At 59.2% G+C, this 22512-nt stretch carries 21 protein-coding genes; 6 read left to right on the top strand and 15 right to left on the bottom strand.

Annotated elements, in window-relative coordinates; all coding sequences use genetic code 11:
* Positions 1-8 precede the first annotated feature (8 nt).
* The 4 genes from Q675_RS35760 to Q675_RS35745 all read right to left on the bottom strand — a co-directional run bounded on the left by Q675_RS35760 (position 9) and on the right by Q675_RS35745 (position 3948).
* Positions 9-704 carry a pseudouridine synthase gene (locus tag Q675_RS35760; protein WP_023012071.1) on the bottom strand — a complete coding sequence of 232 codons (696 nt, stop codon included), beginning with the start codon at positions 702-704 and terminating at the stop codon, positions 9-11.
* Complete coding sequence (locus Q675_RS35755) at positions 704-1732, bottom strand: metal-dependent hydrolase (protein WP_022993205.1); 1029 nt, start codon at positions 1730-1732, stop codon at positions 704-706. Before Q675_RS35755 ends, Q675_RS35760 begins: the two co-directional genes overlap by 1 nt.
* Positions 1733-1849: 117 nt before the next feature.
* On the bottom strand, positions 1850-2563 hold the full coding sequence (locus Q675_RS35750) for a THxN family PEP-CTERM protein (protein ID WP_022993204.1): 714 nt from the start codon (positions 2561-2563) through the stop codon (positions 1850-1852).
* 152 nt (positions 2564-2715) lie between these two features.
* A complete protein-coding gene (locus tag Q675_RS35745) occupies positions 2716-3948 on the bottom strand; it encodes a lytic murein transglycosylase (protein ID WP_022993203.1) in 1233 nt (410 codons plus the stop codon).
* A 218-nt stretch (positions 3949-4166) separates the two neighbouring features.
* On the opposite strand from Q675_RS35745, the gene Q675_RS35740 reads away from it, so the two are divergent.
* The gene (locus Q675_RS35740) at positions 4167-5063 is read left to right on the top strand and encodes a response regulator (protein WP_023012070.1); all 897 of its coding nucleotides are present in this window, start codon (positions 4167-4169) and stop codon (positions 5061-5063) included.
* Between the two features lie 11 nt (positions 5064-5074).
* Here Q675_RS35740 and phoR read toward each other — a convergent pair whose 3' ends face one another.
* The 5 genes from phoR to Q675_RS35715 form a co-directional block, all read right to left on the bottom strand.
* The gene (gene phoR / locus Q675_RS35735) at positions 5075-6397 is read right to left on the bottom strand and encodes a phosphate regulon sensor histidine kinase PhoR (RefSeq protein WP_011787005.1); all 1323 of its coding nucleotides are present in this window, start codon (positions 6395-6397) and stop codon (positions 5075-5077) included.
* Positions 6398-6482: 85 nt separating this feature from the next.
* Complete coding sequence (gene phoB, locus Q675_RS35730) at positions 6483-7175, bottom strand: phosphate regulon transcriptional regulator PhoB (protein WP_023012069.1); 693 nt, start codon at positions 7173-7175, stop codon at positions 6483-6485.
* A gap of 121 nt (positions 7176-7296) precedes the next feature.
* Positions 7297-8181, bottom strand: a complete 885-nt coding sequence (gene ubiA, locus Q675_RS35725) for a 4-hydroxybenzoate octaprenyltransferase (RefSeq protein WP_023012068.1) — start codon at positions 8179-8181, stop codon at positions 7297-7299.
* A 66-nt stretch (positions 8182-8247) separates the two neighbouring features.
* Positions 8248-8814, bottom strand: a complete 567-nt coding sequence (locus Q675_RS35720; protein WP_023012067.1) for a chorismate--pyruvate lyase family protein — start codon at positions 8812-8814, stop codon at positions 8248-8250.
* The gene (locus Q675_RS35715; protein ID WP_023012066.1) at positions 8795-9352 is read right to left on the bottom strand and encodes a hypoxanthine-guanine phosphoribosyltransferase; all 558 of its coding nucleotides are present in this window, start codon (positions 9350-9352) and stop codon (positions 8795-8797) included. Before Q675_RS35715 ends, Q675_RS35720 begins: the two co-directional genes overlap by 20 nt.
* A 281-nt stretch (positions 9353-9633) precedes the next feature.
* On the opposite strand from Q675_RS35715, the gene Q675_RS35710 reads away from it, so the two are divergent.
* The 3 genes from Q675_RS35710 to tesB all read left to right on the top strand — a co-directional run bounded on the left by Q675_RS35710 (position 9634) and on the right by tesB (position 11960).
* Positions 9634-9801: a rubredoxin gene (locus Q675_RS35710; RefSeq protein ID WP_008173532.1), complete on the top strand. Its 168-nt coding sequence runs from the start codon at positions 9634-9636 to the stop codon at positions 9799-9801.
* A gap of 15 nt (positions 9802-9816) precedes the next feature.
* Positions 9817-10974 carry an NAD(P)/FAD-dependent oxidoreductase gene (locus tag Q675_RS35705; RefSeq protein ID WP_023012065.1) on the top strand — a complete coding sequence of 386 codons (1158 nt, stop codon included), beginning with the start codon at positions 9817-9819 and terminating at the stop codon, positions 10972-10974.
* A 125-nt stretch (positions 10975-11099) separates the two neighbouring features.
* Positions 11100-11960, top strand: a complete 861-nt coding sequence (tesB, locus tag Q675_RS35700) for an acyl-CoA thioesterase II (protein ID WP_011786999.1) — start codon at positions 11100-11102, stop codon at positions 11958-11960.
* Here tesB and Q675_RS35695 read toward each other — a convergent pair.
* The 3 genes from Q675_RS35695 to Q675_RS35685 all read right to left on the bottom strand — a co-directional run bounded on the left by Q675_RS35695 (position 11927) and on the right by Q675_RS35685 (position 16204).
* Positions 11927-14488 carry an EAL domain-containing protein gene (locus Q675_RS35695; protein WP_031211799.1) on the bottom strand — a complete coding sequence of 854 codons (2562 nt, stop codon included), beginning with the start codon at positions 14486-14488 and terminating at the stop codon, positions 11927-11929. The two genes, tesB and Q675_RS35695, sit on opposite strands and share 34 nt — an antisense overlap.
* A 107-nt stretch (positions 14489-14595) precedes the next feature.
* Positions 14596-15042 (bottom strand): flavodoxin, encoded by a 447-nt coding sequence (locus tag Q675_RS35690; RefSeq protein WP_011786997.1) that lies wholly within the window; start codon positions 15040-15042, stop codon positions 14596-14598.
* 67 nt (positions 15043-15109) lie between these two features.
* Complete coding sequence (locus tag Q675_RS35685) at positions 15110-16204, bottom strand: GGDEF domain-containing protein (RefSeq protein WP_023012063.1); 1095 nt, start codon at positions 16202-16204, stop codon at positions 15110-15112.
* A gap of 195 nt (positions 16205-16399) precedes the next feature.
* Here Q675_RS35685 and Q675_RS35680 point away from each other — a divergent pair, with 195 nt between their 5' ends.
* Both Q675_RS35680 and Q675_RS35675 read left to right on the top strand, forming a co-directional pair.
* A complete protein-coding gene (locus Q675_RS35680) occupies positions 16400-17965 on the top strand; it encodes an inorganic phosphate transporter (protein ID WP_023012062.1) in 1566 nt (521 codons plus the stop codon).
* Positions 17966-18065: 100 nt separating this feature from the next.
* Positions 18066-18332 (top strand): hypothetical protein, encoded by a 267-nt coding sequence (locus Q675_RS35675; RefSeq protein ID WP_031210303.1) that lies wholly within the window; start codon positions 18066-18068, stop codon positions 18330-18332.
* Positions 18333-18402: 70 nt separating this feature from the next.
* On the opposite strand, the gene panP is transcribed toward Q675_RS35675, so the two are convergent.
* The 3 genes from panP to Q675_RS35660 form a co-directional block, all read right to left on the bottom strand.
* On the bottom strand, positions 18403-20079 hold the full coding sequence (gene panP, locus Q675_RS35670; protein ID WP_031211796.1) for a pyridoxal-dependent aspartate 1-decarboxylase PanP: 1677 nt from the start codon (positions 20077-20079) through the stop codon (positions 18403-18405).
* 182 nt (positions 20080-20261) lie between these two features.
* Positions 20262-20609, bottom strand: a complete 348-nt coding sequence (locus tag Q675_RS35665; protein ID WP_011786992.1) for a DUF503 domain-containing protein — start codon at positions 20607-20609, stop codon at positions 20262-20264.
* A gap of 209 nt (positions 20610-20818) precedes the next feature.
* Positions 20819-22510 carry an isovaleryl-CoA dehydrogenase gene (locus Q675_RS35660; RefSeq protein WP_023012060.1) on the bottom strand — a complete coding sequence of 564 codons (1692 nt, stop codon included), beginning with the start codon at positions 22508-22510 and terminating at the stop codon, positions 20819-20821.
* Between the last annotated feature and the right edge of the window lie 2 nt (positions 22511-22512).

Raw genomic sequence — 22512 nt, 5'->3', positions numbered from 1 at the left:
CGAGGCCTTCACTCTGTTACTGAGCGGATTTCCTGATAGGTCAGTGCCCGGAATTCTCCGGGCGCCAGCTTATCATCCAGTTCAATGCTGCCGATACGGAAACGGTGCAGGGCCTCAACACGATTGCCAACCGCCGCCAGCATCCGTTTGACCTGGTGGTAACGGCCCTCGCTGATGGTCAGGTCGATGACCTTGTCGCTGTGTACACGGACCTCGGCGGGCCTGGTCGCCGTGGTTTCACCGTTTAGCATGACGCCTTTTTCAAGCGCCCGGCGGGCCTCGTCCGGGATAGCCTCAGCCAGCCAGACCCGATAGCTTTTGCGGCATTCCCGGCGGGGGGATGTGACCGCGTGGGACCATTGGCCATCACTGGTCAGCAATAGCAAGCCAGTGGTGTCCTTGTCCAGCCGCCCGGCGATATGAACCCGACTGGCCAGGCCGCGGGGCAGCAGGTCGAGTGCCGTTGGCTGGCTGCTGTCGGTGGTGGCACTGAGCACTCCAGCGGGTTTATGCATCATCAGGTAGATATCGCCGGGTGGGTTAACCGGTTTTCCATCAAGATGAACGGACTGTTCGGCCTCCACCTGGCGATTGGCCTGCCGGCAGGTTTCGCCATCCACCTTCACTCGTCCCGCTGACACGACCTTTTTCGCCTCTTTGCGGGAAAGCTCTGTACCGTTGCTCAGATATTGATCCAGCCGCATCAGCAGGAGCTCCCGTGGTTGGGAGCAGACAGCGTGGCCAGGCACAATACCGGTACCTGGCCGGTCATTCGATTCCACAACAGGGGCAGGGCGGCCCGGTTCAGCGCCGGGCGGGGCAGGCGATCGCTGGCCAGTGGCTGCAGTCCGTCTTCGGCGGTTTCCGCCAGGATGAAGGTGAAAGGGTGAGCGCCGGGTATGCCCAGCCGGATATCCGTTGCGGTTATCTGAGTGCCGTTCTGCTGGTAGTCCAGGAAACCGCCGGTAAACCATTCCAGCCGCCGGGCTTCCGGCAGCTCGGCGACAAGGCGGGCAAGCTCTGGTTGCCGCGGGAAGCGTTCCAGTACCAGCTCGTCGCTGGCATCGAGGAAACCGGTCACTACTTCGATTCTTTGCCCGGCACTGACCGCTGTGGCACGCCAGAGAACGGTGTTGAATGGCATGGGTTGAACCATCAGGGCCGCCTGCTCCATACCGGCGTTCGCCAGCGCCGGTCGCACCCGATCGGTGATGATCTGTTGTGCAATCAGGGTCCAGCCGAGATAAAGGCTGGAAAGAAGCAGTCCGGCGGCAACGGTTCTTGACGCCGGTGGGCGATACAGAAAGGCCAGACAACCCGCCAGTAGTGGCAAGGTATAGAGCGGATCAATAATAAAGATACTGTTGATCGCCACGGGCGGGCCAATGGGCCAGAACAGCTGGGTGCCGTAGGTGGTAAAGGCATCCAGCAACGGGTGCGTGATCAGGATCAGACCAACCAGAGCCAGCCATCGCTGATAGGAAATGAGCGGTTTCCAGCGCCACAGGCCCCAGGCGATAAGCAGAGACAGTGGTGCCAGAATAAACAGAGAGTGGCTGAACCCCCGGTGCTGGGTAAAGTTGGCAACCGCTGTGCCATAGTCGATGACCACATCCAGGTCGGGTAATGTGCCGAGCAACGCACCGGTAAGAAGGGCCGATCGCCCCAGGGTTTTGCCGGCAACCGCGCCCGCAATGGAAGCGCCAAGGGCGGCCTGTGTGATGGAGTCCATAATGTCCCGATTCGTGGTGACTGGGTGATACCAGTATTATGCGCGGATTCGGGATTCAGATCACGGGAGGTAGGAATCGCCGGCAGCACAGGGCACTGCCGGCGAAGAGGGGATTGCTCAGACCTTACGGCGGCGCGCCAGTCCCAGGCCGGCCAGGCCGAGGCCAAGCAGCGCGAGAGTGCCGGGTTCGGGTACGCTGCGAGCAGTGAGTTTGGCCAGAAGATCCACTGAATTGATGGATTTCTCATCCGTGATCAGCTCGTGGGTTCCATTTGCAAAGCCGACCAGCTCCAAGCTGTACATGTTGCCATCGAAGACAAACTCTTCATTGGACACAATTCCGTTTGAGAAAAGTACGGTGTCCGCAACCGGGCCATTGTGCTGGTCCCATAGAACAAAGCAGTGGCCAAATATGCAGATTTCAAATGGATTTGACGCGTTGTTCGGTGTTTCTTCGTGAGTAAACGAAAAAGTTGCTTCAGGGTTTCCTCCCCCTTCAAAGCCCAAGGCTACGTCGAGGTCAACGGAGGTGAGCGTATCGCCCGTCACTGGCATATTCACATGGGTGAATTTACCCAATGTAAATGGCGAATCATCATTGATCTGATGAGGCAGCGGATTAAACGCATCAAATTGGTAGCCGCTTCGTTGATCCAGGTGGGCTGGATTTCCCCAGTACACTTCAGAGCCATTTTGTTCATACGTCACACTGGCGCCCTGTGCATTGTTGAATGTGCCTTCGATGGACTCGAGGTTTATCGGGAAGGCAAACGCGGTAGCTGCATAGCCGAGAGTCGCGGCCGCTACGATTCCTTTCATCAATTTAAGCATTGTCCACACCTTACTACTCACAGTTGTAGGATTGCCCGGAAATCGCCAGGCACTGCGAAAGTATGTAGCTAAATGTGTGCCAGTATTTTTATCAAGTAAATACAAAGCGTTACAGCATTTTGTTTCGCTAGATGTAAAAAAACTGGACGCTTTCAGGAGCCGCTGTAAACCCCGAGAGCCGCTAATACCTGTTCTGATGGAAAGCCGTCAGCCACCAGGCCTTCCGCTTTCTGGTACGCGCGAATGGCCTTGCGGGTGTTGGAGCCGAGGATGCCATCGGGTTCGCCGCTCGGGTAGCCTTTGTCATTCAGTGCCTGTTGAAGCTCCAGCACCTGATTCCGTGACAGCGCGGGCTGATCCTCTGGTGGTGGGTTCTGAAGCTTTCCGGCGCCGGCAATCCGGTCGGCCAGATGGCCAACGGCGATGGCGTAGAACTCGGACCGGTTCCAGCCCATGATCACCCGGAAATTACTGTAAACCAGGAAGGCCGGGCCCTGGTGGCCGCTGGGCACGATCAGGGCCGCCTCAATGGGCTCGTTGGCCAGGTGGTTACCGAAGGCATCGGTGATGCCCATCTTGCGCCAGTCTGCCAGGGGCAGACGACGACCATCGGCCAGACTGAAATCAAAGTTGTCGGGTAACAGCACCTCCCGCCCCCAGCGATAGTCGCCATCCCAACCCATGGACTGAAGAAAACGACCGGCAGACATCATGGCGTCTGGAAGGCTGTTCCAGAGATCCCGGCGCCCATCACCATCGGCGTCGACCGCGTGTTTCAGGAATACCGTCGGCATGAACTGCACATGGCCCATGGCGCCGGCCCAGGAGCCTTCCATCTGATCAGCGGGAATAGCGCCTTCGTCAATAATCCGCAGGGCAGCGATCCATTGCTCTGTGAAGAAGCTGCTGCGCCGGGCATCGCAAGCCAGGGTGGCGAGGGCACTGGGCACCTGCATCTTGCCGAAGTAGCTGCCATAGTTGGTTTCCAGACCCCAGAATGCGGCCAGATAGGGGGCGGGAACACCGGTTTCCGCGGTCACGCGGTCCAGGAGTTCACGGTGTTCTGCCAATAATTCTCGGCCTTTGCCGACCCGGGCGTCGTTAACCCGTCGGTTCAGGTAGTCGGCAAAGGTGGTGGTAAATTCGGGCTGTCTTCGGTCCAGCTCAATCACTCTGTCGAGGTGCACCACGCCGGCCATCACGGACTGCACCGTGGATTCACGCACACCGGCGGCGACGGCTTTCTCTCCGAGCGCCTGTTTGCATTGCTCAAACGCCGGTGTGGCGGTTGTTTCGGTTTCTGCCCTGGCAACCAGCGCCAGCGTGCTCAGGGAAATCGCCACCAGGGTACGGCGAATGGCAGTCCGGGAGATCAGGTCAGGCACGGGAATCCTCGCAATAGAGTCATTAAGGCGTTGGCTGCCATGTTAGCGCGTTTTCCGTGTTGGAAAATACCGCCATAGCCTACAGTGCCGCATCATTTTCTGCGGTCACGAGTTCGCCTGACTTTTCGGGTTTGTCGTCTTTTTGTAGCACCCCGGTCACCTTGCCATCGGGATGTTCTATAGTTGGAGCATGAGTGGAATCCGGAGCAGATGTCGTTATGGCAACACTGAAGGCGCTGGTGGTCGATGACGCCAGTTTTGTGAGAGATCTGGTGAAACGGACAGTGCGCCAGCGCTTTCCCGTCATTGAAACTACCGATGCCCAGAATGGTCGGCGGGCCCAATCCCTGATGTCGAGAACCAGTTTTGACCTGGTGCTGTGCGATTGGGAAATGCCGGAAATGTCCGGGCTGGAACTACTGCAGTGGATGCGCCAGCAACCGCAGTACCAGAAGGTACCATTCATCATGATCACCAGTCGCGGCGACAAGGATCATGTCATTGAGGCGGTCAAGGAAGGGGTGTCTGAATACCTGGGTAAGCCCTTTAGCCCTGAGGGATTGAGCAAAAAGATCATCAAGGTGATGGGCCGCCGCCTGAAGGACGCCATGGATCGCAGCGGCAAATCACTGGAAGGGCCGGCGGAGGCGTTCAAGGAGTCCGCCGCCTTGCTCACCCAGAAGCGGGAGGCGCCGGCATCCAGGCCCGAAGCCTCAAAGCCTGAGCCCGTTGCTGATAACCCGCTGCTGAATGCAGGTAGTGCAAAAGCGGCGACCGGCAAGCCTCAGACTCGTGGTGTCATGAGTATGGCCTCTGTGAGGTTTTCCGACAGTACACTGAAATCGGTGGTCAAGGATATCAATCTGACGGAAGTGCGGGTGATCGCCAAGCGGGATCAGGAATTCCCGGGGATTCTCGATCAGGCGGTGGTGGATATCGACATGGGCGATGGCCAGATGGCGCGTCTGAACGGTTACGTGCATCAGTTGCAGGCTGTGGACAAGCGCCAGGATACCGACTTTGTCAGTGTCACTATCCGTTTTGTCGATGAAGACCCGAAGAAGCTGGAGGATCTGTCACGATTTGTGGCCAGGTTCCGGGCCTCAAACCGCTAACTGAGGGCGCCTCAGTCCTCCGGAACCTGTTCGGGAATCCTCTCGACCAGTCGCTCCCTTGGAAAATGGCAGATAAATTCGCTGCCTTCGCCGACTTTGCTGCGAATTTCCAGGTTGCCGTCGTGATTGATCAGCACATGCTTGACGATAGCCAGGCCCAGGCCGGTTCCGCCGGTGTCCTTGTGGCGACTGGGGTCGGCGCGATAGAACCGTTCGGTCAGCCTGGGGATGTGGATCGGGTCAATACCGATGCCGGTATCCTTCACCGACAGGTGGGCGCCGTCGCGATTGGTGCTCCAGGCAACTGTGATGGCTCCGCCGGGCGGTGTGTATTTCACCGCATTAAACACCAGGTTGGAAAACGCACTGCGTAGCTGGCTTTCATCGCCCTGCAGCAGTCGGTGGTCACTGATCTGAACCGTGATCTGGTGGCCCTTGTCGCCGCTCAGGGCCCGGGCATCATGACAGATCTGGTTCAGCAGGGCGTCGACATCGGTCAGGGTGTCATCCACCGTATGCTCGCCGGTTTCGATACGGGACAAGAGAATCAGATCTGTGATCAGGGCCTCCATCCGTGAGGCCTGTGCCGCCATGGTATTGATAGCCCGGCGCCACTTGGCAGGCAGCTCATCACCATGATCCACCAGGGTTTCAAGGTAGCCACTGATCACGGTCAGCGGTGTGCGCATTTCATGGGAAACGTTGCCGACAAAGTCCCGCCGCATTTGTTCAAGCTGATACAGCCGGGTGACATCCTTGGCCACGATCAGTCGGTCATCGTCGCCGAACAGGCTGATCTGGATCTGCAGATGGATGTGGGGCTTGGCCGGCGAGTTGATTTCCAGGGGCTCGCGGTAATCCCGGGTATCGAAATAGGCCTTGAATGCCGGGTTGCGGATCAGGTTATGGATGTACTGACCCTGATCGGTGCTGCGGCGGAAACCCAGCAGGTATTCGGCCGAGCCGTTCCACCACTCCATGGCGCCACGGGCATCGGTCATGATAACGCCGTCGCGCATGGCGTTGGTGGATTCCTGAACCCGGTTGATACGGGCCCGCAGGCGATCCTGGGTCATCAGGTGGTTCTGGTTCAGCTTGTGCAGGCTGTCGAAGATTTCACCCCACAAGCCGATGCTCTGGGGCGCTTCGTCGGAAGCGCTGGGGTTGCCCAGCCACTGGTAAAGGCGCCGGGCCTGGACCAGGGTCCACCAGAGATAGGCAACAAGTCCCACCAGCAGCCCGTAGAGCGGCTCGCCGAAATAGAACCCCACCAGTGTGGTGCCTGCGAGCGCGGTGATGATCAGTCTCAGGTAACGGGACCAGTTGTGTTGCATCCACTACTGCCTTGTCGTATTGCCGGCGCTGATGCCGTGATCGCCGGACGATGAGGGGCGGCCCGGGCTGTCTTCAGGGAGAAAATCAGGCCACTTTGGTGGAAAACCGGTAGCCCGTTCCCCGCACGGTCTGAATCAGATGATCGTACCTGTCTCCCAGCGCCTTGCGCAGGCGGCGGATGTGAACATCGACGGTGCGTTCCTCGACATACACGTTGCCGCCCCACACCTGATCCAGCAGTTGAGACCGAGTATAGACCCGTTCCTGGTGAGTCATAAAGAACTGCAGCAGCCGGTACTCGGTCGGGCCCATATTAATGGCACCGTCGGCCGTGGTCACACGATGGCCGACCGGGTCCAGGGTCAGACCGTCCACTTCGATGGGGCTGTCGACACCCGGAGGTGTGGCACGACGCAGGACCGCCTTCAGGCGGGCCACCAGCTCACGAGGGCTGAACGGCTTGGTGATGTAATCGTCGGCACCGACTTCCAGGCCCTGAATCTTGTTATCCTCTTCCACCTTGGCGGTCAGCATGATGATAGGGATATCGGCGGTGGCCTCTTCTTTCTTCAGCCGGCGCGCAAGTTCGACACCGCTGGTGCCCGGCAGCATCCAGTCCAGCAGGATCAGGTCTGGTTGCTTGTCGATAATCAGGGCATGGGCTTCACGGGCATCCGCTGCCTCCAGGTAGTCGTAATCCGCCATTTCGAGCGCGACCGCAATCATTTCACGGATAGGCGCTTCGTCATCGACGATCAGGACAGTTTTTCCACTCATATGCATCAACCTGTGTCAGACCTCGGGAGTTCTCTGATCAGAGGTGCGAACACACTCCCTTGTAATGTTGCCGAGTCATTACAACGCGTCTTTGTTACAAGTATATGACATGGGCGGGTAGTCAGAACGCCAGATCGAGCGCCAGACCCAGAAACACGGCAAAGCCGGCCCAGTTGTTATTGAGAAATGCCTTGAAGCATCCTTCCCGGTTCCGCTCCCTGGCCAGGTGCTGGTGGTAGACGAAGAGCGTGGCCATGGCCACGACACCGAGATAATAGAACGAGCCCAGTTCCGCCCGCTGGCCCACCATCACCAGAATCACCACCACCATGGTCTGCAGCAGAGCGATGATCGCCCGATCTGCATCACCAAACAGGATGGCTGTCGATTTTATGCCGACTTTCAGGTCGTCATCCCGGTCGACCATGGCATAGAGGGTGTCATAGGCGACAGTCCAGAGCACGTTGGCGGTAAACAGCAACCAGGTGAGCTGACTGAGCTGGTTGGCCTCAGCTGCCCAGGCCATGGGAATGGCCCAGGAAAAGGCGGCGCCCAGAAACAGCTGGGGCAAATGGGTGTAACGCTTCATAAACGGGTAGATAAAGGCCAGCAGTGCACCACCGAATGACAGATACAGGGTCAGGGTGTTGGTAAACAGCACCACCATCAGAAACGACACCAGGCATAGCCCGGCAAACAGGGCGACGGCTTCCCAGGCACGGACCCGGCCGGCGGTGAGCGGGCGGTCTTTGGTGCGTTTGACATGGCGATCCCAGTCCCGGTCGGCAAAATCGTTGATAGCACAGCCTGCCGCCCGCATGAAGAACACGCCGAGGGTAAAAATCACCAGATTGGCAAATGACGGGCCCCCCTCGGCCGCCAGCCAGAGTGCCCAATAGGTTGGCCACAGCAGCAACAAAGTGCCGATCGGGCGGTCGATGCGCAGCAGGCGTGCGTAGTCAGCCAGGCGGGCATGAACGTGGGTGGGCAGGGTGATCTGCAACATAGGAGCTGGTATCCGCGTGTTGATGCGTGAGAGTGCATCCGATTATAGCCAGCGGTAGCGGTAGGGTTAACCCCGGTTGGGCGACTGGTATAACCGGGGTAGAAGATATTCCCCCACCAGAAGAGCGCAGGAACCCCGGTGGAACAGGGATCTGCGGGCAAGACGAGGGTGACCGTTGCTACGGGCTTTGCAGAGACCTGTTTCCAGAGGCCCCCGCTGCCACTCCGGGCTGCTGAACAGATAGGGACCCAGGGGCTTGTTGCCAAGATTGCGCAGGCGGCGGCCATGGCCATGCAGACAGGTCTGTGGGATCACTGTCCGGGCCAGCACCCAAGGGCGGCCGTCACCGCAAAGGCGAACTTCCCGTACCCAGGCGAGCTGGCGCGGTGCCAGGTTCAGGCGCTTTGCCTCTGCAGGGGTTGGGGTCGAAAAACCCTCCCTGAGAATCTCAACGTGAAAGCGTTCCTGACATTTTTGCTGCAGGGCCCGGGTAAACGATCCCTCCACCGTTAGCCAGTAGCGGGCCGGGCCATGAACCTCAGGACAGTAAAGGCCGGCCGCCACCAGCGACCGGTACCAGAACGTGGGAGGTATGCTCAGCTCGGGGGGCTGGTCACAGTCCTTTAACGGCATAGATTCCCGGAGCGTTGCGCCAATAGCCTTTATAATCCATGCCATAGCCTAACAGGAATCGATCCTCAACGTAAAGGCCGGTAAAGTCTGCCTTCAGGCCGGGGCGTGCCTTGCGATCGTGCTCCTTGTCTACCAGCACCGCAGTCAGGACCTCGCTGGCACCATGAGCCAGGCAGTAATCTGCAATGGCGCACAGCGTCGTACCCTCGTCAAGGATGTCGTCGACGATCAGAACCGTGCGGCCTTTCATGTCGGCTTCCGGCTGCAGCTTCCATTCCAGAATGCCGCCGGTGGTCTCCTGGCGGTAGCGGGTGGCATGCAGATACTCCGCCTGAACCGGAAATTTCAGTCGTGGCAGGAGCTGACCGGTCAGGATCAGGCCGCCGTTCATGACGCAGAACAACAATGGGTTGCTGTCTTTGAGGCGATCGGTGATGGCGCTGGCCATGGTGTCGATGGCGGCATGCACCTGCTCTTCGGGAACCAGGCAGTCAGCGTCTGCCATGACCTGGTTCATTTCAGCGACGGTATCGGTCATAACGATCGGGTCCTGTCCAAAACGGCGGATTATACCGAAGTGGGGCGATCGAAGGGAGGGGCGCGGCGGTATTGCCGGGTCTGTAATTGTGGCTATTGGCAGAAAACCCCGATCCGGGCTGTCGGTGGTGGCATTGGTCAACGCCGGTGTCGCGGTTATGATGGCAGCCAATCGGGTGAGTGGTGGTCGGCTGGAACTCGGTCGCATTTTGTGATCTTTGTGCTTGATTGCTTTATTGTTCGACAATAATATCCTCGCAGACAAATCGGTGGGAGTTAGTTATGAAGAAGTGGCAGTGTGTGGTGTGTGGTCTGATTTACGATGAAGCCGAGGGTTGGCCGGAGGACGGTATTGAGCCTGGCACCAAATGGGAAGATGTGCCCGAGGATTGGGTTTGCCCGGACTGCGGTGTGGGCAAGGAAGATTTTGAAATGATCGAAATCGGCTAAAGGCAGGACAGAGTCATGACCGAGCAGACACCTATTGTGATCGTTGGTACCGGTTTGTCGGGTTACTCACTGGTACGGGAATTTCGCAAACTGGATAAGGAAACCCCGGTCATCATGGTGACTGCCGACGACGGCGTCAGCTATTCCAAGCCTATGTTGTCGACCGGCTTTACCAAAGACAAGGACGCGGATGGTCTGGCCCAGGCCAACCCTGAGGCTATGGCCGAGCAACTGGGGGTGGAGATTCGCCCCTGGTCCACGGTTACGGGCATTGATACCGATGCCCATGAGCTCAAGCTGGGCGACCAGTCCATACGCTATGCCAAGCTGGTTCTGGCCTGGGGCGCCGACGTCATCCGCCTGAGTCTGGATGGTAACGCGCAGGACCGGGTTCATTCCATCAACGACCTGATGGATTACCGTGCCTTCCGTAAGGCCCTCGCCGAGGGCAAGCGGGTCGCGATTATGGGGGCAGGCCTGATCGGGTGTGAGTTTGCCAATGATCTGCGCAATGGTGGCTACGAAGTGGATGTTATCGCCCCGGACTCATCTCTGATGCCCAGTCTGCTGCCGGAGGCAGCCGCTGGTGCCGTGCAGGCCGAGCTGGAGAGGCTTGGGGTTCGGTTTCATTTGGGGACGGTGGTTGAGCGGGTAGAGACGCAGGGCAGTGGCGTCGAGCTGATGCTCGGTAATGGTGAGCAACTCCAGGCCGACCTTGTTGTGTCTGCAGTGGGGCTGCGCCCCCGCACTGAACTGGCCCGCGAAGCCGGGATCCGTTCCGGCCGGGGTATTCAGGTGAACCGGGCTCTGGAAACCTCCGCACCGGATGTCTTTGCCCTGGGTGATTGCGCCGAAGTGGACGGGCGCGTTCTGCTTTATGTGCTGCCGTTGATGGCCTGTGCCCGGGCGCTGGCGAAAACACTGGCCGGTGCGCGCACGGAAGTCAGTTACGGCACCATGCCGGTGATGGTAAAAACACCCTGTTGCCCGACCGCAGTCTGCCCACCGCCGATGGATGCCGAGGGCGAATGGCAGGTGGAACAGGACGGGGCTGACGTCAAAGCCCTGTTCCGGAGCCCGGACGGCGACACGCTTGGCTTCGCAGTGACCGGCCGGTTTGCTCTGGAAAAGCAGACACTGGCGAAGGAAGTTCCTCCTATTCACCGGGACTGAAGCTTGCGGCTACCAGTGAGGTTGGCTGGTAGCCGATTGCCGTCTTTGGCAGTTTCAGCCGTTGCGAAATTTTCCTGTCTGGGGTAGAAAACCCGTTCGTGAGCTAACAAAAGACAGGAGCGCGCATGCTGGATGTAACCCGAAAACTGGTGGAGTTGCTGGATCTTTCCCCGATCGGAGACGATCATTTTCAGGGCGACAGTGAGGATCTGGGCTTTCCGCATGTATTCGGGGGGCAGGTTCTGGGGCAGGCCCTGATGGCGGCCAGCCGGACCGTCGAAAATCGCCTCTGCCACTCCCTGCACGCCTATTTTCTGCGCCCTGGCAATCACAGCATGCCGATCGATTATGAAGTTCAGCGGGTTCGGGATGGCGGCACGTTCTCGGTGCGCCGGGTGATTGCCCGTCAGGACGGCAAGGAAATCCTGACCGGTTCCATGTCGTTCCAGGTCGCAGAAGACGGATTGGACCATCAGGTTGCCATGCCGGCAGCGCCGGACCCCGATACGCTCAAGTCGGAGCAGGACTGGGGCAAGCTGATCGCAGATAAAGTGCCGGAGAAAATGCGGGACATGCTGACCCGTGACCGGCCCATAGAGATCCGTCCGGTAGACCCGATGAATCCATTCAAGCCGGAAAAGCGCCCGCCCCATCGCCAGAACTGGTTTCGGGCCCTCGGACCTTTACCGGATGACCCGGTACTGCATCGGTGTCTGCTGACTTATGCCTCTGACTTCTCGTTTCTGGGGACGTCCCTGACTCCTCACGGGCGCACCTTCATGAGCAAGAACATGCAGGTTGCCAGCCTGGACCATGCCATCTGGTTTCATCGGGATTTCCGTATGGATGACTGGCTACTTTATGACAAGGACAGTCCGAGTGCATCGGCGGGCAGGGGCTTCAATCGGGGCAATTTCTTTACCCGGGATGGTGTGTTGGTGGCCTCCACCACTCAGGAAGCACTGATCCGGGAGCGTAAGGCCTGAGGATTGTAGTTGCCGAGCCAGTCAACCATTTCGTTAAAGGGTAGCGGTCGGGTTAGGAAGTAGCCTTGTACCAGATCGCACCCCATGTCGTGCAGCAGTGACAGGGTTTCCTCATCCTCCACCCCCTCGGCCACCACGGTGTAGCCGAGGCTGTGGCACATATCGATGGTGGTGCGCACGATCACTCTGTCCTGCTCCCGTTCCGCGATATCGGTAATCAGCGAACGGTCGATCTTGATTTCTCCAGCCGGCAACTGCTTGATGTAGGACAGGGATGAATAGCCGGAACCGAAGTCGTCAATGGAGAGCGGAATGCCCGCGGCATCAAGCGCATTCAGCGCCCGCAGGGAATTGGTAGGGTCCTGCATCATGGAGGTCTCCGTGACCTCGAAGGTGATGGCCCCGGAGTGGATCTGGTAGCTTTGCATCAACCGTTGCACGAACACGGCAAAATCCGGTTCCCGTAGATTGTTGGGCGAGATGTTGACGGCGATTCCGGCATCCCAGCCGATCTCCAGCAGCCGCCCGCGCATTTCCAGGGCCTCTTTCAGCACCCATCGGGTCAGGGGTTTGATCAGCCCGGTCTGTTCGGCCACCGCGATAATTTCATCGGGCCGAACCGGCTGTTCCCGCCCTGGCCAGCGAATCAATGCCTCAAATCCGGTAATAGCGCGGGTACGCAGGCACAGCTTGGGCTGCAGGAACAGAGTCAGCTCGTTGTGATCGATGGCGTGGCGCAGGTCGGAGACCAGAGTCAGTCGGTCGGCGCTGTAGGAGTCCCGGGAGGATTTGTAGTAGGCAATTCCGCGGTCTCGGGCGCGGTCAGAACCTTCGGCGATCACCGCCCGGCGAATCAGGGTGTTGGCATCGTTTCCGTGAGTCGGGTAGAAAGCCACGCCGAGCTGTGGGTTCAGGGGAACCTGCATGCCAAGGAAATCTACCGGGTAGCGGATCTCTTCAATGCTGCGCAGCACGATTCTGGGTACCGACAGCGCCTGGTCAGCATCCACCACAAAGGCAAAGGTTTGCGGGTCGAGGCTGGCCAGGTAGAAGGTTCGGTTGTCGGTCTGCTCCAGAGAGATGGCCCCAGGTACATCCTTGATCACCGCGTTGTAGTGTTTGGAGGCCAGCTCCAGTATGCGGTCGGTGTTGCGGTGGCCCAGGGTCTTGGTGACCGCATACAGGTTGTCCAGATGGATGATGACCACGCCGAAGCGTTTGCCGCGCTGGCTCCGGATCAATTCGTTCAGGCGCATTTCATAGCTGCTGCGGTTAGGCAGGCCGGTGAGCGGATGATGCAGGGCCTGGTCCATCAGCCGGAGTTCGGCCGCGCGTCGGGCTTCAAGCGCCTTCAGTTCAGCCTCCTGGGCCAGCACTTTCTCCTGGCGTTCGTGATATATCCGGATGGCAAGGGCGAGGCTGAGGAGTATGGCCTGGAAGGCCGAGCCCAGCTGCATGCCATACACAGAGAAGAAGCTGGTGGCAATCAGACCGTACTTATTGGCGGCGGTAATGGCACTGCCCAGAGTGACGGCCCCCCAGGCCAGAGTGTAGTAAACCGCCTGTGGATTGCCTCTGGCCCACTGTATCGGTCCGACAACCGTTAACAGCAGGCAACTCGGCATGGCCAGAGCGACAGCCAGTCGGATACCCGTGCCATAGTCAATCACAGTTGTGGCAAGAGCAATAGCCAGGGCGCCGTTTAGCAGGATAGTGCCGAGTATGAGTCGATCGAGTTGGGGGCTGCATTGCTCCAGTTTCAGAAAGGATCTGGCGAACATGAGTGTGAAAAGCAAGGCCAGTGGTATGGACAGGACCATGGCGTTGCTTTGCAGGCCAGGAAGCGCGGGCCAGATAAACTGGTAGGTAATACCGTTCAGGGTGCCGATCAGGATCAGGTAGCCCAGAGTCGAGAGTACGTAATAGAGGTAGATAGACTCCCGGAGCGCCAGGAACACAAACAGGTTGAAGCAGATGGCGGTAATCAGGATTCCGTAGTACAGAGCGTGAACCTGGCTTTCTACGGAGGTCTTCTCGAAAAAACTGCGATTGTTCCACAGCCTGAGCGGCACTTGCATGGCACCGTCGGTGTCGATTCTCAGCAAGATGCGGTAGTCGTGACCGGCTTCAAGCTGGAACGGAAACAGGAAATGCGGATGCTCCACCGGGCGCTCCGAGAACAGCATGCGGTCACCGGTCTGGTAGTTCAGCTGGATTTCGCCGTCCCGTAACAGATAGAAATCGATCCGGTCCAGGTGCGGGTAGGTGATCTCCAGGAGATTGGTGGTTTGGGGCCGGGTGATGGGGAACTTCAGCCAGACCTGGTCCCGGGTGTAACCAAAATTAGGCGTTTGTTCGTTCAGGATTTGCCAGTCGCCGGATTCCAGAGCCTGTTGCGGGCTGCGTTGGTCGTCCGGCGCCAGTCTCAGATACTCAATGGCTGGAATATAGCCATCACTGGCAGCCATGGCCGGAAGCGAAAGCGCCAGAAGAATCAGCAGGGCTGCCAGGAGTCGGGCCAGTTGCATCAGAATCACAGGTTACCGTTCTTGTCGTTATGGCCTGAGTATGGCCTGTCGTCTGGGGCGGCTCAAGCTGTAACCGGCAGACTTTTGGTAACTTGTGTAATTATTGGTCAAATGCCGTTAATCCAGTTCCGTACCCAGGGCAGGGCCTCGGCTTCCGGCTCCAGAGTTTCCAGCGCATCAATCCGCAGGGTGTCGCCGACCTTGCGGGCGCCGGTTTCGTAAAGCGCTTCCTCCATCAGGTCTCCGGCACCGCAAAAGGTATCGCCATAGGAGCTGTCGCCCAGCACGATCACGCCAAAGGGGCGGCCGGGTTGTTGGGGGAGTTGTTCGCGCAAATCCAGATAAAACGGTAACAGGTTGGCAGGGACTTCTCCCTGGCCGGTGGTGGAGGTGCATACCAGCAAGGCATCGTGGTTGTCGCTGATATCGGCCAGAGTTGGATTCTCCAGAACCGTGACGGTATGCCCTTCGGGTTCCAGTTCCTGCTTGATACGGCGCGCTGTCAGCAGGGCGCCCCCGTAAACGCTGCCGGTTAGAATGCGGATTGCTGCCATGACCACTGCCTGTGTTGGTGGGGTGGGAATATTCTGGAGCAGATAGTAATGGCGTGGCGGGTTCGGCTCAAGCCGGCGTCTGTGGGCTGGGCCCGGCGTCCTGGCTCCTTACCCGGGGTGAAATTCGATTCCGGCCGCCCTCCTTGGCGTTGTAGAGCTGCACATCTGCTTGCTTGAGTAATTCGTTGATCGATCCGGATTTGGAAATCGAGCATACCCCGGCACTGATGGTGACCGGCAGGGTCTGTTCCCGGTGGTGAAAACGGGTGGCCGCCACTTCGGCGCGCAGGCGCTCAGCCAGTGTGAGGGCCTGCAGCAAGGTGGTGTCGGGCAGTAGCAGCAGAAACTCTTCGCCGCCCCAGCGGGCAGCCACATCCGACTGGCGGACCATTTGCCGGACCAGATCGGCGAACTGGCGCAAGACCTCGTCGCCGGCATCATGGCCGAAATCATCGTTAATGCGTTTGAACAGATCCAGATCGATCAGCACAACGGAAAAATGGTGGCCGGAGCGCTCGAACCGCGAGAATTCGGTGTTTAGCCGGCCCTGCATGTCCCGCCGGTTGGCCAGCCCGGTCAGTTCGTCGGTGCGGGCAGCGTGTTCGTGGGCCTGGGCCAGTGCCACCAGTTTGTTGCGGGCTCGTAAACGTCCGGCCTCCAGCACGAAACAGAAGATCGACTCAAAGGTAAGTGTGGCGAAGAAACGGATCTTGAAGTCAGTGCTGTATTCGGCACTGACGCCGGGCATATCGGGAAACTGAAAAACCAGGACGGCCAGCAGGTAGCAGAACAGCAGGATGGCGGTGCCACCCTTGAGGCTGGTCAGGTAGAACAGCAACGGTGGGAATACATAGAACCAGAGTGGGCCCGTGTTGCCCTCGCCGCCGGAGGCAATCAGGTAGGTAAACAGCAGGCCGACAATGACCAGCAGGCCCCTTTTCTGTACCGTTCGATCCCGGCGCCAGGCGTACCAGCCTATATTGGCGACAATTGGAACAACAAATGCCCAGAGCACCCATGCGTGCAGATGATGCTCGGCATACCACGCCTTGGCCCCGATCCCGGCCAGGAACAGGACCGCCATGGCTGACAGGCCATTGAGCAGCCGGGAGATCTGAAGCTCTTCATGCTCGCTGGACTGGATTTGGCTGGTATTCGTCATTAACTGTTGTTCTTTTTGACATATTTTCCGGGATTATGCGTCAAAAACCATCTGAATTGCAGCATTAACTATCAGGATTGTGAAGGGGGCCATCAACCGGGATTTGTTTCAATTTGATGGCAAAAAATTTATAGTTTGCCCCCGGCGAATACTGCCGAAACCCCTTCTGTCCACAAGACAAGAGAATCAATTGGTATGGCCCGTTCCAGCAGCTTTCTGGATAACCTTCTCACCAGCCCCTCCACGGAACGGTACAGGGTCGGACTTAGCGTACTTTTCCTTCTTTGTGTCTGGCTTGTGGTTGGCTCCTTCAGCCAGGGCCTGCCTAACGCGATGTTATTGATGGCCGCCGCCGTTATCGGGGGCTACATGGCGATCAATATCGGGGCCAACGATGTGGCCAACAATGTCGGTCCGGCGGTGGGCTCCGGCGCCTTGTCACTGGGGGCAGCCGTTCTTCTTGCCGCGGTATTCGAGGCGGCCGGCGCGCTGATCGCCGGTGGCGATGTCGTGTCGACCATCAAGGGTGGAATAATTGATCCGACTAGCCTGGAAGATCCGCGCGCCTTTGTCTGGTTAATGACGGCGGCCCTGCTGGCGGGCGCCCTGTGGCTGAACCTGGCCACCTGGATGGGCGCGCCGGTCTCAACCACCCACTCAATCGTTGGCGGTGTCCTGGGGGCTGGTATTGCGGCCGGGGGCTGGGCCATTGCCGATTGGGCGGTGATGGGCAAAATTGCTGCAAGCTGGGTGATCTCGCCGGTGCTGGGCGGTGCCCTGGCGGCGTTGTTCCTGTTCGCAATCAAGAAAACCGTACTGTACCGCCAGAATCTGGTGGCCTCCGCCCGTACCTTTGTGCCCTGGCTGGTGGCGATTATGGCCTGGGCCTTTGCCACCTATTTGATGATCAAGGGCGTCAAGAAGATCGTCAAAGTGGATATGGTGGAAGCCTCGGTGATCGGCCTGATTGTGGCGGGTGTGGTGTTTTTCGTGATGCGCACCCTCGTGGGCCGCAAAGCCTCGACCATGGAAAACAGTGCGCAGGGAGTGAATACCCTGTTCACCTGGCCGTTGATCTTCGCCGCGGCCCTGCTGAGCTTTGCCCACGGCGCCAACGACGTGGCCAACGCCATTGGCCCTTTGGCGGCCATCAATGATGCCATTCAGGCCGGTGGTGGTGTGGTTACCTCAGCGAAGATCCCGCTTTGGGTGATGCTGGTAGGTGCTCTGGGGCTGGCGATCGGGCTGATGCTGTTCGGCCCGCGCCTGATTAAAACCGTGGGTTCCGAGATTACTGAGCTGGATAAGACCCGGGCTTTCTGTATTGCACTGTCTGCGGCACTGACAGTGATTCTGGCTTCCCAGCTTGGCCTGCCGGTCAGTTCCACCCACATTGCCATTGGCGGCGTTTTCGGTGTCGGCTTCCTGCGTGAGTACCTGAAATCCAACTACGCGACCCAGTTGCACAAGATCATCGAACAGCATGACCCGACCGATCAGGAGCGCCTCAAGCCGTTCCTGGATGATTTCCGTAATGCCTCTGTGGAGGAAATGGAGAAGCTGCTGAAGCAGGCGAAGAAGAAAAAGCAGCAGGTGCCTTTGTCCAAGTCGGAGCGCAAGCGCCTGAAGAAGATTTACCGCGAGGAGATGGTCAAGCGCTCCCATCTGGTAAAGATTGCCGCGGCCTGGATCATTACCGTGCCGGCGTCAGCGATTATGGCGGCGTTCCTGTTCTTTACCCTGCGTGGCCTGATGGTCTGACTGTTGTGCGGGGCTGGTGATGGCCCCGCGCTTTGTCCATACTATAGGCAATGCATCCGGCAGGCGTGGCCTGTCGCTATCCATATTCGGGGAGTACAACATGAGTTCATCTGTCGAGAGCCGTCAGGCGCGGATGATTGAAGAGTTGCGGGTGTTCATCAAGAAAGTGATGAGCGATCCGACGATTGCCGTGAAGTCCATGGAGATTGCCCGCAAGTACAAGGGCGAGGCCAATGCCGATGAGCTGATGGCCCGTGAGATCAGTGCCAATACCACGATCCGGATTCCGGAGAGCTGGAGTGAGGCCGACAAGATGTTTCTGGAAATCCTGCACGAGGTGCTGGATGACGAAGAGGCGCTTTACTGATTCTGGCTTTGGAGTAGGTTGGGGCTCCCACAAGCCCCGCCCCACGCCGCGGAGCTGTATTCCGGAAGCACTAGGCCTGCCTGGCCTCTTTCTGGTTCTGCTTCAAAACCGCCGCAGCCATCTGGTGCAGGATGGCCATTTCATCGGCAATCCCATCTTCCTTCGACAGTTCCCTCTGCTCCCTGAGAATGTCTTCCAGAATATCCGGCGTTGTTAACGGGTTGGCCAGAACCACCCGGAACACAATGCACGGGAAGTGATAGTAACGGGCTGGCTCCAGTCGGGTTCGGGAGACGAATGCTTTGCCGCGTTCCCGTTGGGTTTTCTGGATGAACTTGGTGATGCGGTTCAGGCAGGTGTTCATCTTTTCTGCCTGCAGCTCATCGGCCATGGCCAGTGCCTGGCGTACATCTTCCGGGCAATAGCGGTAGGTCAGGATGTTCAGTTCCGGGCGGGTGACCAGTTCGAAATCCGGTTGTTCATCGATCATGTTGGCAAAGGTTTTGGCTTTGTCGATGCCCTGGTCGATGAGAATTTCGTAGCCTTCTCTGGCGAGGATTTTCAGGCCTGAGTGGATCAGCATGGACATGCCCGGCCGTGAGCCCTCCAGGGTGGTGCTGCCGAGGTCCCGGGAACCTTTCCGGATGATGTACTGGGCGTGGTGCTCTACCGCGCTGGCGAGGCTGGGGTCTTTGAAGACCACCAGGCCGGCACCCATGGGTACGTAAAGCTGTTTGTGGGCGTCGAAGGTGACCGAGTCGGCCTTTTCGATGCCGCGCAGCAGGTGCCGGTGTGTGCGTGAGAACAGGGTTGGCCCGCCCCAGGCGGCGTCGACGTGGAAGTGGGCGCCGAATTCCCGGGCGATGTCGGCCATGGCGTCCAGTGGGTCGACGTTGCCGGTTTCGGTGGTGCCGGCCACGCCGCAGATGGCCATGATCTTGATCTTCTGCTTCTGCAGCTCCAGGCATTTGTCGCGCAGGGCGTCGGTCTGGATGCGGTTGAACTCGTCGGTTTCCACTGGCACCAGGGCGTCCCGGCCAAGACCGAGGACGTCGGCGGCTTTGCGCAGGGAGTAGTGGCCGCGTTTGGACACGACGATGGCGGCGCCTTCATGGCCGTAGTATTTCAGGGCGCGGAACAGGCCTTCTTCGTGCAGACCGCGGAAGCTGCCTTCAGCGGGGAAGGCACGGTTACGAGCCACCCACAGGGCGGTGAGGTTGGCGACCGTCCCGCCGGAACACATGGCGCCCAGGGCGTGCCGGGGATCGTGCATCCATTTACGATAGAAAGAACCGTCTTCCTGGTACACCAGCCGGTGTATCTGGCCCAGTACCTGGCGTTCCATGGGCGTGAACGCTTTGGAGGTTTCGGTTTTCACCAGGTTCTGGTTCAGGGCGATCATGATCTTCGACAGCGGCAGCATGAAGTAGGGCAGTGCCGAGGTCATGTGGCCGATGAAGGCGGGTGACGCGGTATGAACGGAGTTGGCCACCAGTTTGTCGAGCAGGAACTGGGTCTGCTCGGAGACAAAAACAGGTTTCTCCGGGATGACGTAGTCGGAGAAGTCTTTCTCGACTTCGGACAGGTCCCGTTCGATGGCGACGATGTGCTCCTGGAGGAATCCGGCCAGGTTACGGGAGATGTCCTGGTCGATCCGGCTCAGGGTCGACTCCGGCGCTTCGGGCACCGTGAACACGCGATACATTGCCTCTAATGAGGCCTGGGCGGATTTTTTCTTTCCGGTCATAGCACCACACACATTCAGTGGTATCCGATGGGTTGGTTCCGGAAACCCGTCGGATGGAGCCGGGCGTGGCCCGGTTGCGAAAAATGTCTGCCAGCCGCCAAGCGGGGCATTGGTTCCCTGAGGCTGCGTAGTATAAGACCTGTCAGGCAATGACGCCATGCCTGGCGGGCCACTGGTCCGGGTTAGAGGATTTCCCGGTGTACATCCAGGATGGCGGCGTCGATGCGGTCCTGGATGTCTTTTTCCACCTGGTCAAGGCGCTGGGTGATCTGCTGGGCGCTGGCGCCCAGGGCGGCGATGGTCCAGGTGGCACAGTCGAGGGCTTCCTGGTCGGCGGTTTCGGCGACGGCGAGGTCGGGTTCTCTGCCCCAGATGGCCTTCATGGCGGTGAAGGCTTTGCGTTTGGCTTTCAGGTCTTCGCAGCCGTAGAGCTGGAAGTGCAGGGTGAGGACGCCTACGTGGGGGGTAATATCCTGGTGCTGTTGTGGGGTTTTGCCTTCTTTCAGCAGTTTTCTAAGGGCTTCTGACATGGTCCGATACCGCGTGTTGGTGCAGGAACCGGCGGGGGATGGCTTTCCAAAAACCGCTCCTTCGGCACATCCTTGTGGCGCTTCTGCTCCGCCATCCCTGGCTCCGCAAATTTTTGGAAAGCCATCCCCCGCCGGTTCACAAACCTCGCAAGGGGAGTCTTGTCAGTCTGCTGGCATCTTACTGGTGCGCCTAGCGGACTGAGTTTCCTCTAGCCTACTACAGACGTCCCCCGTTTGATAATCGCCGCCGGGTTGGTGCCGGAGGGCAGGTTGCCGTAGTTCATGCCACCGCCGCTTTGCAGGCGTGAGGCGCAGAATGCGTCGGCGACGTCTTTGTCGCCAAAGCGCAGCAGCAGGGAGCCCTGCATGGCCAGGGCCATGCGATCGACCAGGTTGCGGGCCCGGTACTGGAAATCGCTGATGTCGGCGAAGTCGTGTTGCAGTTGTGCCAGGTACTGGTCGAAGCGGCGGTCGGTGCCACGGGCTTCGGCCGTTTCTTTGAAGAAGGCGTCGAGGGTTTCGGGTTCTTTCTGAAGGGCGCGCAGGGTGTCCAGGCACTGGACGTTGCCGCTGCCTTCCCAGATGGCGTTGACCGGCGATTCCCGGAACAGGCGGGGCATGATGCAGTCTTCCATCACGCCGCTGCCGCCGATGCATTCCATGGCTTCGTAGGCGTGGTTGGGGGTGCGTTTGCAGATCCAGTATTTGCCGACGGGGGTGGCCAGGCGGGCCAGCAGGCGTTCGTGTTCGTTGTTCTGGTTGTCCATGGCCCGCGCGACGCGCATGGTGTAGGCGAGGGCGGCTTCGTTTTCGATAATCAGGTCGGCCAGGACGTTCTGCATCAGCGGCTGGTCGCTGAGGGTTGCGCCGAAGGCGCTGCGGTTGTGGCAGTGGTGCGTCGCCTGTGCCACGGCCTGGCGCATGCCGGCGGCGCTGCCAATCATGCAGTCGAAGCGGGTCATGGCGACCATTTCGATGATGGTTCTGACGCCGCGGCCTTCCTCGCCCACCATCCATGCCAGCGCACCGCGGATTTCCACTTCGCTGGAGGCGTTGGCAACGTTACCCATTTTGTTCTTGAGTTGCTGTACCTGCCAGGGGTTCTTGCTGCCATCTGGGCGCCATCTGGGCATCAGGAAGCAGGACAGGCCATTGGTGGTCTGGGCCAGTACCAGGAAGGCGTCGCACATGGGGGCGGAAACGAACCATTTGTGGCCGACCAGTTCGTAGGCCTGTCCGGGACCTTCCCGTCCTGTCGGGTAGGCCACGGTGGTGTTGGCGCGCACGTCGCTGCCACCCTGTTTTTCGGTCATGGCCATGCCGATGGTGACGGAGGTTTTGTCGCCGTCTGGCAAGTTGCGACTGTCGTATTCGTTGGCCAGGATTTTCGGGGCCCAGAGTTTGGCCAGGTCTGGCTGGTTCTGGATGGATGGGATGGCCGCGAAGGTCATGGTGACCGGGCAACAGTGAGCGGCTTCCACCTGGGAGTGCAGGTAATACTTGGCGGCCCGGGCCACGTGGGCGCCTTTGCCCGGGTTGGTCCAGGGGGAGCTGTGCAGGCCGTTTTCCAAGGCCACGCGCATGAGTTCATGGTAGGCCGGGTGGAAGGTGACTTCGTCTACTCGGTGGCCGTAGCGGTCGTGGGTGCGAAAGCTGGGTTTGTTGGCGTTCGCCAGGTTGCCCAGCTCGATGGTGTCGGCCTTGCCGGCCCAGGCGCCGAAGCGGCTGAGGTCTTCGCTGGCGTGGCCGGCGCCTTCTCGCAATACGGCTTCCCGGAGCGCGCTGTCCTGTTCGTAGAGGTTATAGTTTTCCAGCGGTCGGGGCTGGTTGATGACCTCGTGAGTGGCTGACAGATAGTGGCTGTCGGCGTTGGACTCGGTCTTGCGCTGCGGGCTGTTCATGG

Origin of the sequence: Marinobacter sp. EN3, assembly GCF_000475315.1 — a bacterium.
Lineage (GTDB): Bacteria > Pseudomonadota > Gammaproteobacteria > Pseudomonadales > Oleiphilaceae > Marinobacter > Marinobacter nauticus.
Note: the sequence above shows the minus strand (reverse complement) of the source record. Positions and strands in the feature narration are given on the sequence as shown.